Origin of the sequence: Halanaerobium saccharolyticum (assembly GCF_003259895.1) — a bacterium.
Lineage (GTDB): Bacteria > Bacillota > Halanaerobiia > Halanaerobiales > Halanaerobiaceae > Halanaerobium > Halanaerobium saccharolyticum_A.
Genome location: NZ_QLME01000033.1, coordinates 11,992 through 28,014 on the forward strand (window position 1 = coordinate 11,992; position 16,023 = coordinate 28,014).

The following is a 16,023-nucleotide window of genomic DNA, read 5'->3' on the forward strand; positions in this document are numbered from 1 at the left end:
TTTATTCAACTCCTTTATTACCGGTTGCATATTTCATTATTGTTTCCTGATCTGCTTCAGAGCGTTCTAGTTCAGCAGTCTTCTTCCCTTCTGACATTACAATAATTCGATCACTCATTCCCATGATTTCTGGCAGTTCAGAAGAAATCATAATTACTGTTACCCCAGCTTCTACGAGCTGATTCATCAGTCTATAAACTTCTGTTTTTGCCCCAACGTCGATTCCTCGAGTTGGCTCATCTAAAATCAATATATCAGAATCGGTGATCAGCCATTTACCAATAACAACCTTCTGCTGATTACCTCCACTTAATTTTTCTACAAAAACATCCGGGGAAGGAGTCTTTATATTCAATTCATCTATATACTTTTCAGCCACAGTTCGCTCTGCATGATTATCCATGGCAAATTTAGAACTAAATTTCTTAATTGAAGGCAAAGTCATATTCATTACTATATCTTTATCAAGCAGAAGTCCTAATTCTTTTCTGTCCTCAGTAACTAAAGCTATTCCATTATCTATAGCGTCTGCTGGAGATTTAATATTTATTTTTTGCTCCTTTAGATAAATATCTCCCTCACGTTTTTTACCATAAACTCCAAAAATTGCATTAACCAACTCTGTTCTCCCTGCTCCCATCAATCCTGAGATCCCAAGAATTTCTCCTTTGTAGGCTGCAAATGATACATCATCAACCAGTTTTTTATCAGGGTTAAAGGGATCAGGTATAGAAATATTTTTCACTTCCAGAGTTTTTTCTCCTTTTTGAAATTCTTTTTTCGGAAATAGATCATTAATATCTCTTCCAACCATCCGGGTAATAATTTCATCTAAAGTAACCTGATCAATCTGAATTTTATCTCCAATTGTTGCTCCATCTCTTAATACAACAACTGAATCTGCTATTTCTTCAATTTCTTCCATCTTATGTGAAATATAAATTATTGAAACTCCACTGGCTCTTAGTTCGTTGATTACTATAAATAGTTCATTTATTTCGGACTCAGTTAATGCAGAAGTTGGCTCATCAAAAACTAAAATTCTGGTATCTAAGGAAAGAGCTTTTGCAATCTCAACCATCTGCTGTTTCCCAACAGTTAAATCTCCAAGTTCAATTCTTGGATCAATATTCATATTTAAACGTGCTAAAACTTTCTCTGCATTGTGATATAATTCTTCCCACTTGATTCCACCAAATTTATTCAAAGGCTGGCGATCTAAAAATATGTTTTCAGCAACAGATAGGTCAGGTAACAAATTTAATTCCTGATGAATAATTCCAATTCCTGCTTCTTCGGCTTCCCTTGTATTATCAAAACGAACAAGCTGATCATCGAGATAGATATCTCCCTCATAAGTTGGATAGGGCCAGACACCACTTAAAACCTTCATTAATGTTGATTTTCCGGCACCATTTTCTCCAACTAGTGCTAAAATTTCTCCTTTTTCCAGAGCAAAATTAACATGATCAAGGGCTCTAACACCAGGGAAATCTTTAATTATATTCTTCATTTCCAGAATTTCTTCAGCCATCTATTTTACCTCCAGAATGATTATTGATAGAGCAATCCCATCCAAATGGATGGGATTGTCTGTAATTTCATTTCTTATAAGCTTATATTTACTCTTCTTCGAAAATATCTGTTGCTTCATGATATCCGTCAGCAACAACAGTATCCATAATATTATCCTGATTAACAACTACAATTTCAGTTACTACAGTAGGAACTTCAACCTGGCCATTATCTACATGACGTGTAATATCTACAATTTCATCAATTGGTCTATCTGGGTTTTTAGCAAGAGCTACTGCTGCTTTTGCAGCCTCATATGCTAAGGGCTTAACTTTCTTAAAGATATCAATTGACTGCTTACCCTGAGCAATATATCTCATATTAATTAAATCAGCATCAGAACCGGCAACAAATACCTTATTTGTGTCTGCCATACCCTGTGCTTCTAAAGCTCTTACAGCACCAGAAGCCATACCACTATTATTAGCTACAACAGCATCAATTTCATTATCATATCTAGTTAATGCATTCTCTGTAGTTTCCATAGCTAAGTCAGGAGACCAACCTTCATGGCTCTGATCTACAACTAATTCTAAACCTTCATATTCTGCAACTGTATCTAAAACTCCCTGAGAAAATGCATTGGCATTTGAGTCACCAGGCTGTCCTCTTAAAAGAACTACATTACCTTTAACTTCACCACGGTTTTCTTTAAACCATTCAACCATAGCTTCTCCCTGTAACTCTCCAACTGCCCAGCTATCCTGAGTTAAGAATAAATCTACATTACTATTCATAATTAATGAATCATAATTTACTACAGCAACACCAGAATCATGTGCCATTCTAACCATGTTGCTTGCAGTACCTGTGTTAACTGGCTGTAATACAATTACATCAGCACCCTGTGTTAGCATATTTTCAAATTTAGAAAGTTGTTCATTCTCATCATTATTAGCTGCATCAAAGATAACCTCATCGGCACCTAATTCTTCTGCTTTTTCAATAAAAGCATCCCGATCAGTTTTATATCTTTCTTCCTGCATTGTCTTTAGCAGAAAACCAACCTTGATCTGGCCGTCGTCTTCTCTTTCGTTATTGTCACCGAGAAGATTACTTAACCAACCGCCATCATCCTGTGCAAAAGCCGCCATTGAGATTGAGGAAACGAGTAAAATTACTACCAACAAAATACTTAATTTTTTCATGATTAACCCCCTAATAGTTTTCTCAATGTGAACCGTTATTAACTTATAATCACTTATAATCCTCAAAGAGTTGTTTGATTTATCTAAATTGTATACAATAGTTCGAGGATTAACCATAGAATATTTTTTTAAACCCTTGAATATTTTTGGTACTAATGAATTTTTGTTAAATCAACATGTTTTACAAAAGAAACTTGTCTTTTACTTTGTCATTCGCTCCGCGTCCTGCTCCAACCATTGTCAGAGAAAAAATCTTTCATCATCCTGACTACAGATTTTTCTAGAGTCGTTCAAAAACAAGTTGCTTTTGTAAAATACTATTCATAAAAATTCATTAATAAAATAATATGACAAGAGCTCAACAAAAATTGAGGAAAAATATTTAACTGCGTGCTGCTCGACTAATTATCATAAAAAAAACCCAGCTATAAAATTTTAGCTGAGGATTTTGATTATCTATTTAATTATATTTTGGCAGTAGGATGAGAGCAACAATAACTATAAAAGATTAATATTATCTCTATAAGTCGTGGGAGAGGCCCCGACTAGTTTTTTAAACCAGGAACTGAAGTAATAGGCATCATTAAAACCAAGCTGATCTGCAATCTGATAGATTTTATCATCTGTTGTTTTCAGAAGTTCTTTAGCTTTGTTTAATCTGATCATATTCAGGTATTCACTGAAGCTTTCACCGGTTTCTTCATGGAAAAGATTACTTAGATGACCTGTACTTAAATTAAATTTGCGGGCCATCTCACTTAAACTAATCCCATCCTGATAATTCGCAGCTATATATTCTTTCATTTCATTGATAATTTTTGCATTTTTATCACCCGGATTAAAAGAAATTAAATCATGTAATCTAAGCAAAAACTCCTTGAGTAAAATTTCTATTTCTTTTAAATCGTCATGATTGATCTTTTCAATTCTTTCTTTATCAATAATTTTCATTAAGTCTTCAGCCTCATACTCTAAATCCTTGATAATTTTAAAACTTTCTAAAATCAAATTATTTAAAACCACATATAACTTTTCTTTATTTAAATCTACGCTTTCTAATTCTACAATAATTTTGTTCACTGTTTTTAAAATGTCTTCTTTACTGCCTCTTTTCAAAACTGCATTTAAGTCAATTCTAGCCATTATCAGAGACTGATGCTGAAAAAACTGATCATCAATTAACCAATTATAAATTGTATTAAGTTTATTTTCATTAATATAATTGGAAATTTCACCTCTTAAAACAGCAAGCCGCTGTTCTTTGTTTTTCTCATTAATCAGTTCGTCTCTGGCTTTATTGACCACCTGCAGTAAATTGGCTGAACGAAATGGTTTTAACAAATAATCATTGACCCCAAAACGAATTGATTTCTGAGCATATTCGAATTCTGCAAAACCAGAAATTACAATGACTTTTAAATGATCACCGCTTTTTCTGGCTTTTTCTATTAAATTCATTCCGCTTAACTTGGGCATCTGGATATCAGTCACCAGAATATCAATTCCTTTTTCTTTTATTATTTTTAAAGCCTGCTCTCCATTTGAAGCAGCAAATATCTGATATCCTTCGTTTTCCCAATCTGTATTATTAATCAATTTTTCTCGAATTGGTTTTTCATCATCAACAAGCAGCAAATTAAAACTCAAATTTACCTTCCCCCTCTCTGATCAATCCTGATCGTAACAAGAGTTTTTTCTCCTTCGATACTTTCAACGGTTAGGCCGGAACTACCACCATACATCAGCTTTAATCGCTGATCTACATTACGCAGGCCAAAATATTTCTGCTGATCATCAGTTTCCAGCTCACCACTTAAAATTTTATTGATTTCTTCAACTTTTGCCGCTGGAATTCCAATTCCATTATCTGCAATTTTAAAGTAAATATCCTTATCTTCCCGGTAACCTTTAACAATAATCAATCCTTTTTTGTCAGTCGGCAGCAATCCATGATAGATTGCGTTTTCAACAATCGGCTGCAGTATTAATTTTGGAATATGTTTATCCATTATCTCAAAATCTTCTATATCAATAATATATTCATATTCTTCTCCATGTCGGAACTGCTGAATAAAAAGATAATTTTTGACATGTTTAATTTCATTTCTAATTAAGACCATTTCTTTACCATGGCTTAAACTGAGGCGAAAAAACTTACCTAAAGCCTCAACCATATGGGTCGCCCGGTCAAAATCTTTATTTTCTAAAAGTCCAATAATTAAATCAAGGGTATTATAAATAAAATGAGGTTTAATCTGATTATCAAGGCTCTGCATCTCCAGCTGTCTTAAAAGCTTCTGTTCCCTGACATTCTGTTCCATCAATTTATTTATTCGCCTGATCATTTTATTGAAACTCTGACCTAATTCTGCAATCTCATCATCACCACTGATATCAATTTTAACTGATAGATCATTTTCAGAAGCACGGTGAGTTAATTCCTGCAGTTTCTGAATTGGTTTAGATAAAGATGAAGATAAATAAAGGGCAAGTAAAATAATTAATAAAAGAATTATACCTGTAATATAAACTGTAAGTTCAGTAATATAATTTAACTCTGCTTCAACCTCATCAGCAGAAGCCATACTGATGATATACCAGCCGGTTGCTTTAGAAAAAGTGGACGTCAGTAAATACTGTTCACCATTCAAATTGATTTTTCGATCGGGAAAACCATCATTATATAACAGACTTCTTTCTCCTATTTGCTCCTTATCTGGGTGATAAATAATATCCCCATTTTGATCAGCAATTAAAAAGTAGCTCTTTTCTCCCAGGTTGAAATCCGTCAGGTTTGCCAGTACATCCAGATCAATATCTGCAGAAATTAAAACATTTTCTTCTGCTATTTCCGGATAATAGGAACTTACAATGGTTATTACTTCCTGCTGAAAATAACTTCGGTAGGGGGAAGTAAAAAATATATCTCCACTTAAATTAGAATACATCCTGTCTTTAAAATCTTCTAAATCAATATTAAAAGTTCCATAGCTGCTGATTCTGCGGCCATCCTGAAAAGTAATAGCGATATCTTCAAGCCCTGGTTTCATCTGTTTTAGATTATTAAAATCCTCCCAGATTCTAAAAGCATATTTCCTGTTATTGCGAAAATCATTTGCCTGGGTTAACTTAATAAACTGATTAATATAAAAATCCTGTTCCCGGCTTAAAAATGTCTCAATCTCGCTGATATAATCATCCAGATCCCTTTCCATCCTGTTTACCATTTCCTGAGAGTAATCACTGATCCGATCATTGATTGCCCCTCGATAAATATTAAAAGAAAGCAGACCAAATAGTAAAATGGGCAGCAGGCCAATCACCAGAAAAGAAATAATTAATTTAGTCCTGATTGTATGGATCTCTATCCTGTTAAATATTTTTTTGAAAAAATTATTAAACATTAACTTACCACCTTATTTAACTCTCCAGGGTCGATGAGTCTGCAGAAGCTGCTGTAAATTTTCATCATCGGCAACTTCCACCCCGGTTTCAATATATTCTCTGGGCTCTGCCCCATACTTTATATAATTATATAAAGTTGAAAGACCTTTAGAACCCATGGTTGCCAGATCCTGTCCCACAAGATACTGCAGTAATCCTCTTTCCTGTAACAATAGGGCATCATAAAAAATATCTATTCCAACTGCCACTCCACCATTTTGAGCCCACTGCTGAAAATTTGGTAAGGCTTCTGCTGGTACATAAAAAGGCCAGCCACCTACAAAAAATATGATGTCGATATCAGGATTTTCCTGTAAATACTGCTCCAGTAATTCTACGGAAAGATTTACACTATCCTGATTTTCTATAATATCCTGGACTCTAATATTTGTATTTTCGACTCTATCTAAAAAACCATCAATTCTGCTGTCTAAATTCAATGCTCCTTTGACACCCGTCATAATCATGGTATCCAGCTGCTGATTTTTTGAATTATAATCAATATCTTTAGCTGCTAAAACATCAAGTAAACCTTGAGCTGTAACACTACCTGCCTCATAATTGTTAATACCTATATGAAAAAGTCTTTTACTGTCAGGTGCATCAGCGTCAAAAGTTGCAACAGCGATTCCTTTTTCTACCGCTTTATTGATAACTTCAATATATTCCTGAGTATTATTAACACTAACTACCATTCCATCTACATTTCTGGCAATTAAACTCTCAATGATTTCTATCTGATCTTCCGCGTTATAAACAAGCGGAGCCACCCACTCAATATTGATTCCCAGATCAATAGCTTTTTTCTGGGCGTGTTCAAAAGCATCAAGAAAAATTGGGTTATCCAGTGATCGAGGTACATAAGCTATAGTTATTTCCTCGTCACTTTTACTCTGCTGCTGATTATCTTCTGCAGCAGCAGGAATAGTTAAAAAGTTAATTGTAAAAATCAGAACTAATATTAAAAAAAATACAAATTTATTTTTGAAAGCAAACAAATTTTATCACCTCATTCGTTAAACTTCTATCTAAAAATTTTTAAAATTACAAACAATGCATAAAAAAAGGACCCGATCAAAGGCCCTTAATCTTTAAATTTAAATATTAAAAGTTATGCCATTAAATTGACATTTTGACCTCTACCTGGGCCAGCGGAACGAACCTGCTGTACTGCCTGGGAGGTCTCTTCCATCCCCTCAACGAGTTTAGAAACCTGACCGGCGGTCTGTCCCATCGCCTGTCTCATACTTGAAATACTCAAAGCCTGCTGAACACTTGCAATCTGATTCTGCATTGCAGCATTTACACTACTCATTATATCAACCCCTCTGATAATTTACTTAATTAACTTTAATATATATTCTAATAATAGCAGACTTCAGGACATTTTTCCACTATTTTGAGTAATTAATTAAATAAAGCAGGTAATTATAGTCCTTTTGTACAATTAATATTAATGAGAGACTAAATTTGAAAGGAGAATTTTAATGAATGCAGAAAAAGAGTATTTCAAAATCAAGGCTGAAAATTTAATCAAAAACTTTGCTAAAAGAAATATTGATGCTTGCTTTGTCGAAAATTCAAAGGCGGCAGCGGAAAAAGTTCTGGAACTTATTCAAGATAAGGCTACAGTTTCCTGGGGTGGATCAAAGACTCTCCAGCAGATTGGGATCTTTGATCAATTAAAAGCAGCTGACTACCGACTTCTGGATAGAGACACAGCCAAAAACTCAGCTGAAAAAGAAGAAATCTATCATCAGGCTTTAAGTGCTGATTATTATCTAATGAGCTCCAATGCTATTACTCAGACAGGAAAGTTAGTTAATGTAGACGGTAATGGTAACCGACTGGCTGCCCTGATTTATGGACCAAAAAATGTGATCATTGTAGCCGGAATGAATAAAGTTACTGTTGACGAAGAAAGCGCTATTAAAAGAGTGCGCAACCAGGCAGCACCGGCCAATGCTATTCGTCTGGACCAGAAAACTCCCTGTGTAAAAACAGGCTACTGCCACAGCTGTCAGGTTGATGATACTATCTGCTGTCAGACTGTTATTACCCGCCGTTCCCGGGCAAAAGGGAGAATTAAAGTTATTTTAGTTGGAGAAAAACTGGGATTTTAGAATGTTAATCTATTTACAGTAATCTCAGGGTAATTGTGTTAACTTTATAGTAGTTATGGGAGGTGTTTCAATTGAATAAAACATTAGATAAACTTTACAACAGTCCCGTTGATAAAAATATTGAAGAAAATTTTCAATTTATACTATTTGGGGGAACCGGTGATCTGGCTCATAATAAAATTATACCTGCTTTTTATAATTTAGCAGCCAAAAATATCCTGCCGGAACAATATACGATTTTTGCTACCGGCCGCCGCTATGATAGTGAGCAGGAATATTTAGATGCTTTTTATAATACACTTCAAAATAAAAAGGAAAAAGTTGATAAAAAAATCTGGCAGTCCCTGGCAGAACACATCGAATATTTTCAGCTGTCTTTTAAAGATGAAAACGACTTTGAAAGACTCAGAGAAAGGCTGGCTCAAAAGTCTGAAACTGAAGCAATCAGTAACCGGATTTTTTATCTGGCAACTGCTCCTAAATTTTTTGCTGAGATTGCTGAAAAACTGGAGGAGTTCAATTTATTAAATGTCGGTTTTAAAAATCATGATTCCAGACTGGTAATTGAAAAACCATTCGGTCATGATTTTGATTCAGCCCAGAAATTAAACAATACTCTCAGCAATATTTTTTCAGAAAAAAATATCTTCAGGATAGACCATTATCTGGGTAAAGAAATGATTCAGAATATAATGGTTATCAGATTAAGCAACCCTATCTTTAGAGCTCTCTGGAATAAAGAGCATATTGATAATATCCAGATCTACTTAAATGAATCCGAAGGAGTAAAAGACCGCGGTAAGTATTATGACGACACCGGAGTAATTAAAGATATGTTTCAAAATCACATACTCCAGGTTTTATCCTTAATTGCCATGGAAGAACCAGAGAATTTGAGTGCTGAAGAAATTTCTGATAAAAAAGTAGAAGTTTTTAAAGAATTAGCTGATAATGACCTGAGTGATATTGATGAACACATTGTCCGGGGACAGTATGATTCCAATACTGTAGACGGAGAAAAACTAAAAGCCTATCGTGAAGAAAAAGAGATTGATCCTGATTCGGAAACTGCAACTTTTATGGCACTTAAATTATTTTTAAATAATGAACGCTGGCGTGATGTACCAATCTATCTAAAATCAGGTAAAAGATTAAGTAAGAAAGAAGCTGCAATTGCAATTGAATTTAAGGATGATTTTCATTCTGCCTATCTGGATAACCAGAAGCTGGACACTAATCTGTTATTAATTAATATCCAGCCGGAAGAAGGAGTTTCTCTGCGATTTAATACCCGTAAACCGGCAAGTAACAATCAGATTATACCAGTTGAAATGGAATTCTGTCAGAGCTGTCAGCAGTATTTCAACTCACCCGAAAATTATGAAGGGCTTATTTATGATATGATTAACGGTGATAAGACACTCTTTACCAGCTGGAAGGAAGTATCCTATTCCTGGAAGTTTATAGATAAAATTCAGGATAAATGTGCAGAAGAAGATATTGCGCTTCATATGTATCCTGCTCAGAGTGAAGGTCCCGGAGCAGCTGATAAACTGCTGGAAGCCGATGGACGCAGCTGGCAGGATAAAGAATAATTAGAATCAAAATATATTATAACAAAACCATATTAGCAAAACCATATTAAACTGAGGCTATTTTAAGCTTTAAAGGGGGAAATATAGATGTATGATATTTCAATGACCATCAAAAAAGATATGTTAGTTTATAAAGGAAAAAACGAAATTAGACCACGCCTCTCCACGGTCAGAGACTTTACTCAGGGAGATGCACACGAATCCGAACTGCAGATGAATGTCCACACCGGAACCCATGTTGATGCACCACTGCATATGCTGGAAGACGGAGCCAGTGCAAATTTGTTCTTTGCAGAGAATCCATTTTATCAGGCTCAATTAATAGATTTAACTGAACTTGATGAAAAAATTACAGCTGCTGACTTAAAAGAATATCAAATAGAAGAAAATTCTTTTTTAATGCTAAAGACCAAAAATTCTATTCCCGGCTTTCTGGAAGAAACTCCAGAAAAATTTATTTATCTGGCTGAAAGTGGTGCAGAATATCTAATTGATAATAATATCAAAGGAGTCGGAATTGATACCAATGGTATAGAAAGAGCTCAATCTGAACATCCAACTCATAAAAAACTGCTGACTCAACAGATAATGATTCTGGAAGGTTTGAGGCTCGATCAAGTTCCAGCTGGAAATTATGTTCTCCTGCTTTCGCTTTTAAAAATTGCGGACAGTGACGGCCTTCCTGGAAGAGCTTATTTATTTGAACAGGGAGAAATTGAGACTATCCTCAAATTATTTAAATAAACTGGAACTGAATTTAAAATTGTTTTTATTTTGAAATGCCTATAAGGAGGTAATTATAAATGAAAAAATACGAGATTGGATTGTTCGGCCTTTCAGTTATGGGTCAGAATCTGGCTCTTAATATTGCCCGCAACCATTCCATTGCTGTTTACAATCGTACAACAAGCAAAACCGAAAATTTTATTAATAATAAAGTAGATAATCAGGAAATTAAAGCAGCTTATGAGCTGGAAGACTTTGTCTCTTCTCTTGAAAAGCCCCGCAAAGTTATGCTGATGATTCAGGCCGGTAAACCTGTTGACCTGGTTATTGATGGTCTGCTGCCTTATTTAGAAAAAGATGACATTATTATTGATGGAGGTAATTCTCATTTTGAAGATACAAATAGAAGATTAAATAACCTTAAAGAAAAAGGAATCCGTTACCTGGGCGTCGGGATCAGTGGTGGTGAATATGGTGCCCTGCACGGCCCCTCTATTATGCCTGGAGGTAATGAAAACGCCTATGCAGAAGTATCCGATATTATGGAAGATGCTGCTGCTAAAACTGAAAAAGGTGCCTGTGTCAGCTACTTAGGACCTCAGTCTGCAGGCCACTATGTAAAGATGGTTCATAATGGTATTGAATATGGAATTATGGAAGTCCTGGCTGAAATTTATGACTATCTGCGCAAAGTACTGCAGCTAAAGCCGGCAGAAATGGGAGATATTTTTGCTGAATGGAACCAGGATTTCGAATCATATTTAGTCGAAATAACTGCTAAAATAATGAAAAAGGATGATCCTAAAACCGGCAGAAAATTAATTGATTTAATTCTTGACAAAGCCAAACACAAAGGCACCGGTAAATGGAGTGTTCAGAACGCTTTAGACCTGGGGACTGCAATTCCCACAATTAATGCCGGAGTTAATGCCCGTTTAATGTCGGCAATTAAAGAAGAAAGAGTAGAAAATTCCGCCCAGCTTAAAAACAGCAATCAAGCCGTAGTTGATAAAAAAGAAATGCTACCTCTGCTCAAATCAGCCCTTTATTTCTCTTCTGTAATTGCTTATGCAGAAGGTTTTAAACTTCTAAAAACTGCATCTGAGGAATATGATTATAACTTAAATTACCGAGAAATTGCCCGTATCTGGGAAGATGGCTGTATTATTCGTTCCGGAATTTTAGAACCAATCCAGGAAGCATTTTCAGAAAACATGGATTTAAATACTTTAATTATAGCTCAGCAATTCAGAACTCAGCTTAATGCTGCCGCCGAGGAAATTACTGATTTAATAACAACTGCAGCTCAATCAGGAGTACCGCTGACTGCAGTCCATGCTGCTCTTGACTACTTTAACAGCCTCAAATCTGAAGAACTGCCTGCAAATTTAATTCAGGCTCAGCGAGATTTCTTTGGTGCCCACACCTATCAGAGACGAGATGATGAGGGAACCTTCCACACTGAATGGGAATAAAAAAAAATATATATAGGTACCAGGTACAAATCGATCGATTTGTACCTGGTACAGAAGAATTTATTCACAAAATTTATTTACAAATAATTCAAAGGTGCAGAATTTAAAGTTACTAGTTCTGCACCTCTTTTTATGCCTATAAAATAGCTATAAATTTTTAGATTCTCCCATTGCCTGAATCACTTAAATCAATTAATCCTTCCGGATAAGGATTAAATATTGTCTGGGGAATCAGATATCCCACTTTAAATCTAATAACCCAGGATCTAAGCAGGGCCAGCGGCAGTGAAAAGGGAACTTTATCATTTCGAAAATCTTTAAGAGTATCCAAAAAATACTCTCTTTCCTCCCGACTGATATCTGATGAGACATATCCAAAAATATGCTGCAGCATATTAACTCTTTTGCCTGTATCAGGCAGCACATTTATAGTTTCAACTAACTTATCTCTATATTTATTCAGTGTTGCTTCAGTTTTTCCTTTTTCGTGAGCTGCAACTATTCTGCCCAGTTTATTTAAGCCGCTTTGATTATAGGACATGATTAAATATTTATTATTGCTGTGAAAATTAATCAATCCTTTTATTTCGCCACTTTTTATTACAGATCGGAGATCTGCCAGCATAAAAATTTTAATCAAAAAATTCTCCCTCAATTTGAAATTTTTGAGTCTCCCCTCATTTTCTATGACCAGGGAAGGGAAAATTGCTGCCAGTTGATCCGTAAAATAACCTGCTCTCTTTTCACCAAGTGCAGGCACCTTTCCTGCCTCAGGATAAACCTTAGAATCACTACTCCCACAGGAAGGTGATCTAGTTTTAGCAATAAACCCTTCCACCTCTTCTTCCTCTAATTCGAAACTTAGTTGTTCAAGGTAATTATCCATTTTTTCGGTATGGTCTTCGCCTGTCATTGAATCCACCAGTCTATACTGATCATCCTTTTTAATCAGACGAATGGAGTTGCGGGGAACTCCCAGACCAATTTCAACTTCCGGGCAAATTTTAATATAATTAACATGTTCTTCTAGTTTACGCACAAATTTATCAGGAATCTTATCACCATTATAACGGCACTTACAGTATTCTAAACATTTACTTAAAATTAAATTAGGTTTTTTAAAATCTCTCAAAATAAATTCCTCCTGCCTCTATTTTTATTTTTTCTGAAACCAGGGGAAAAATTTATTAGTTTTTTCCGCATATTTCTGGTATTCTTCATCATCAGCATAGCGTTTTTCTAATAGTGGTACCCCGGAAACAAAACGGAGTAATAAAGTCATAATTATTGGACTAAAGATAAATTTCCAGCCTCCGCTGACTGCAAGTACAATAACATAATAACCCCACCAGACTAAAGCATCGCCAAAATAATTGGGATGGCGGGTATATTTCCAGACACCAGATTTTAAGACATGACCATCTTTTTCTGACTCTGGAAGTTCTTTAAACTCTTTCAACTGTTTATCAGCAGCTGCCTCAAAAGCAAAACCAATACCCCAGATAAATAGTCCGATAAAATCAATTATCTTTAAACTATGATAGGGGGCAGAAACTATCTTAATAATCGGGGTAGAGATTATAAATAAAAGTACTCCCTGCAGCATAAATACTCTTAAAAAAGATTTTAAATAAAAATGATCCCAGTTTTCTCTCCACTTTGCATAGCGAAAATCTTCACCCTGACCTAAGTTTCTTTTAAAAATATGATAACTTAACCTTAAACCCCAGATGGTTACAATAAAAGTAATCAGAAAAGAACGCAAATTATAATTATTTGTCAGGTAAAGAGCCATATTAGCTGTATAAACATAACCCAATCCCCAGCCAATATCGACAATCGAATTATCCTTTTTTAAAACCGCAATTACAAAAAATAAAGCAAAATAAAGTAAAACTAAAAGAAATATTTGAAAATAAATTGAACTCAGCATTTTAACAACCCCTTAGTTTTTTTCTATTAATGCAACTGCTGTACTGCCTCGCCCTGCATTCATTGCTACAATTGGTGATATAGCTTCCAAAAATTCAGCTTCTATAGATAATAATTCGCTGAAAGTAGCTTTATACCTCTCTGCTCTTTTTAAATCATCACCATGAACAACAGCAAAACGCTTAATCCCATTTTTATTTTGATGATCTTTTAAAATAGATTTGAGCTTTTTGAAATTTCCTTTTTTACTGAAAGCAGTTGCAAAAGCAGTACCATTTCCCTCGCGGTCAATTGAAATTATTGGTTTTAAATTTAAAAATCCAGCCAGCTTTCCTTTAAGAGGGCTAACTCTACCTCCACGAACCATATATTTAAAATCACTGACACTTACATAAATATATATTTTTTCTCGAATAGATTTTAAATATTCAACAATTTCAGTAAAATCCTTACCCGCCTCAAGCTGCTCAGCTGCTTCCATCACTAATAATCCCTCGGCACCGGAGTTTGTCTTAGAGTCAATTACTTTAACTTTAAGATCGTTATTTTCTACCAGAACATTTTCGGCTGCTTTGGTTAGATTATCATAGGTACCGCTCATCTTAGTAGAAACAGTAATTGCAATAATTGAATCATAATGTTCTGCTAAATAATTAAGCTTATCTTCAATTCTTTTAACCGAGGGTTGAGCTGAAGATGGATATTCCTCGGCCTGATCAATAATATCAAAAAAGTTTTCAGTATCGATAGTTAACTTATCTAAAAAATTTGTTCCCTCAACTAAAATATTTAAGGGTAAAAGATGAATCTGATGGCGGTCTCTATATTCAGCCGGTAGATCAGCAATCGAATCAGTTAAAATAGCAGTCCTATACTTTTGTCTGTACTTAACTGCCTGCTGCAGCTGCATATCATCAGCTTTTTGCTCTAAAATATCAGCATATTTATTTAACCGGATAAATAATTCTGGTGGATCATTAGTATGAATATGAACCCGCAGTTTATTTTTATCACCAGCAGCAATCAATGAATTTCCAAGCCCAGAAATTTTCTCCTTTAATTCAGCTAACTCAATTTTTAAATTACCCAGATAAGCTTCAGTGCAGTAACGAAATTTAATCTCCTCTTCTTTACCAATTTCTCCCTCTGAGAAAGATTCAATTTGAGAAACTGTTTCTTCCTGTAAATCCCTAAGATCACCACTTTTTATAAAATCAACAACACCTTCTAAAAAAAGAACAAAAGCCCTGGCTCCAGAATCAACGACATTAGCTTGCCTCAAAATTTCCAGCTGAGTTTTGGTATTAGTTAAGGAAACACAAGCTGTCTCGAGTGATTCTTCCATTACCTCTGCAAAATCACTGCTTTTATTTTTTAAATTTTTTAATGCCTCTGACCAGTCCTTCATCACAGTCAAAATTGTACCTTCAACTGGATTATTAATTCCCTGATAGGTATAATTTACAGCATTTTCTACAGCCTGAACAAATTTATTAAGATTAATACTGTCTTCACAGTCTATATTATTTTTTAGACCATTAATAAACTGGGCGAAAATAATTCCAGAATTTCCGATTGCCCCTTTTAATGCAGCCTCTCCCATGGAATCAAGAGTAACACACAGAGAACTGTCCTTAACAGCTTCATTTTTAACTACATCTAAGGTGCGCGAAAGATTGCTGCCGGTATCTCCATCAGCTACTGGAAACAAATTTATTCTATTTAATTCTTTTTTATTGGCTATAACTTCTTTAGCTCCTGATAAAAAGGCATAATAAAGTCTTTTACCGTCCAGATAAGTTATTTTCATCCTGTTACCCCCTGACTGAAACAATAATCTTTACTGTTAATTTTATTATATCCTCTATTGCAAAAAATTGAAAGTTATTTGAAAATAAAATTAGTTAATTTCACTAGCATTGCATAAAAATATTTAAGAAAAGTCAAGTTCTATTTTCAGCGAAAATACTTGCTTAAAATAGAAAAACTCCTTATAATTGGGATT

The 16,023-nt window shown here is 34.7% G+C and carries 13 protein-coding genes; 4 read left to right on the plus strand and 9 right to left on the minus strand.

What is annotated here, in order from left to right:
* Position 1 precedes the first annotated feature (1 nt).
* The 6 genes from C7958_RS14390 to C7958_RS14415 all read right to left on the minus strand — a co-directional run bounded on the left by C7958_RS14390 (position 2) and on the right by C7958_RS14415 (position 7,482).
* Positions 2-1,534 carry a sugar ABC transporter ATP-binding protein gene (locus C7958_RS14390; protein ID WP_111573365.1) on the minus strand — a complete coding sequence of 511 codons (1,533 nt, stop codon included), beginning with the start codon at positions 1,532-1,534 and terminating at the stop codon, positions 2-4.
* 88 nt (positions 1,535-1,622) lie between these two features.
* Positions 1,623-2,723: a sugar ABC transporter substrate-binding protein gene (locus C7958_RS14395; RefSeq protein WP_111573366.1), complete on the minus strand. Its 1,101-nt coding sequence runs from the start codon at positions 2,721-2,723 to the stop codon at positions 1,623-1,625.
* A 498-nt stretch (positions 2,724-3,221) separates the two neighbouring features.
* The gene (locus tag C7958_RS14400; RefSeq protein WP_111573367.1) at positions 3,222-4,370 is read right to left on the minus strand and encodes a response regulator transcription factor; all 1,149 of its coding nucleotides are present in this window, start codon (positions 4,368-4,370) and stop codon (positions 3,222-3,224) included.
* Positions 4,371-4,372: 2 nt separating this feature from the next.
* The gene (locus tag C7958_RS14405; protein WP_111573368.1) at positions 4,373-6,127 is read right to left on the minus strand and encodes a sensor histidine kinase; all 1,755 of its coding nucleotides are present in this window, start codon (positions 6,125-6,127) and stop codon (positions 4,373-4,375) included.
* 12 nt (positions 6,128-6,139) lie between these two features.
* Positions 6,140-7,165: a substrate-binding domain-containing protein gene (locus C7958_RS14410; RefSeq protein WP_111573369.1), complete on the minus strand. Its 1,026-nt coding sequence runs from the start codon at positions 7,163-7,165 to the stop codon at positions 6,140-6,142.
* A 113-nt stretch (positions 7,166-7,278) separates the two neighbouring features.
* The gene (locus tag C7958_RS14415; RefSeq protein ID WP_111573370.1) at positions 7,279-7,482 is read right to left on the minus strand and encodes a hypothetical protein; all 204 of its coding nucleotides are present in this window, start codon (positions 7,480-7,482) and stop codon (positions 7,279-7,281) included.
* Between the two features lie 172 nt (positions 7,483-7,654).
* On the opposite strand from C7958_RS14415, the gene C7958_RS14420 reads away from it, so the two are divergent.
* From C7958_RS14420 to gndA, 4 genes are all read left to right on the plus strand, one after another.
* Positions 7,655-8,290 carry a lactate utilization protein gene (locus C7958_RS14420; protein ID WP_111573371.1) on the plus strand — a complete coding sequence of 212 codons (636 nt, stop codon included), beginning with the start codon at positions 7,655-7,657 and terminating at the stop codon, positions 8,288-8,290.
* A 62-nt stretch (positions 8,291-8,352) separates the two neighbouring features.
* Positions 8,353-9,885, plus strand: coding sequence for a glucose-6-phosphate dehydrogenase (zwf, locus tag C7958_RS14425; protein WP_243834366.1), 1,533 nt, complete (start codon positions 8,353-8,355; stop codon positions 9,883-9,885).
* A gap of 87 nt (positions 9,886-9,972) precedes the next feature.
* Positions 9,973-10,629 (plus strand): cyclase family protein, encoded by a 657-nt coding sequence (locus tag C7958_RS14430; RefSeq protein WP_111573373.1) that lies wholly within the window; start codon positions 9,973-9,975, stop codon positions 10,627-10,629.
* Positions 10,630-10,688: 59 nt separating this feature from the next.
* Positions 10,689-12,086: an NADP-dependent phosphogluconate dehydrogenase gene (gndA, locus tag C7958_RS14435; protein WP_111573374.1), complete on the plus strand. Its 1,398-nt coding sequence runs from the start codon at positions 10,689-10,691 to the stop codon at positions 12,084-12,086.
* Positions 12,087-12,243: 157 nt separating this feature from the next.
* On the opposite strand, the gene C7958_RS14440 is transcribed toward gndA, so the two are convergent.
* Genes C7958_RS14440 through C7958_RS14450 form a run of 3 tightly spaced genes read right to left on the minus strand, consistent with a single transcriptional unit; the run spans position 12,244 to position 15,828 of the window.
* The gene (locus C7958_RS14440; protein WP_111573375.1) at positions 12,244-13,218 is read right to left on the minus strand and encodes a YbgA family protein; all 975 of its coding nucleotides are present in this window, start codon (positions 13,216-13,218) and stop codon (positions 12,244-12,246) included.
* 24 nt (positions 13,219-13,242) lie between these two features.
* Positions 13,243-14,019: a DUF1295 domain-containing protein gene (locus C7958_RS14445; RefSeq protein WP_111573376.1), complete on the minus strand. Its 777-nt coding sequence runs from the start codon at positions 14,017-14,019 to the stop codon at positions 13,243-13,245.
* Between the two features lie 12 nt (positions 14,020-14,031).
* Positions 14,032-15,828 carry a DAK2 domain-containing protein gene (locus C7958_RS14450; protein WP_111573377.1) on the minus strand — a complete coding sequence of 599 codons (1,797 nt, stop codon included), beginning with the start codon at positions 15,826-15,828 and terminating at the stop codon, positions 14,032-14,034.
* Positions 15,829-16,023: the final 195 nt, after the last annotated feature.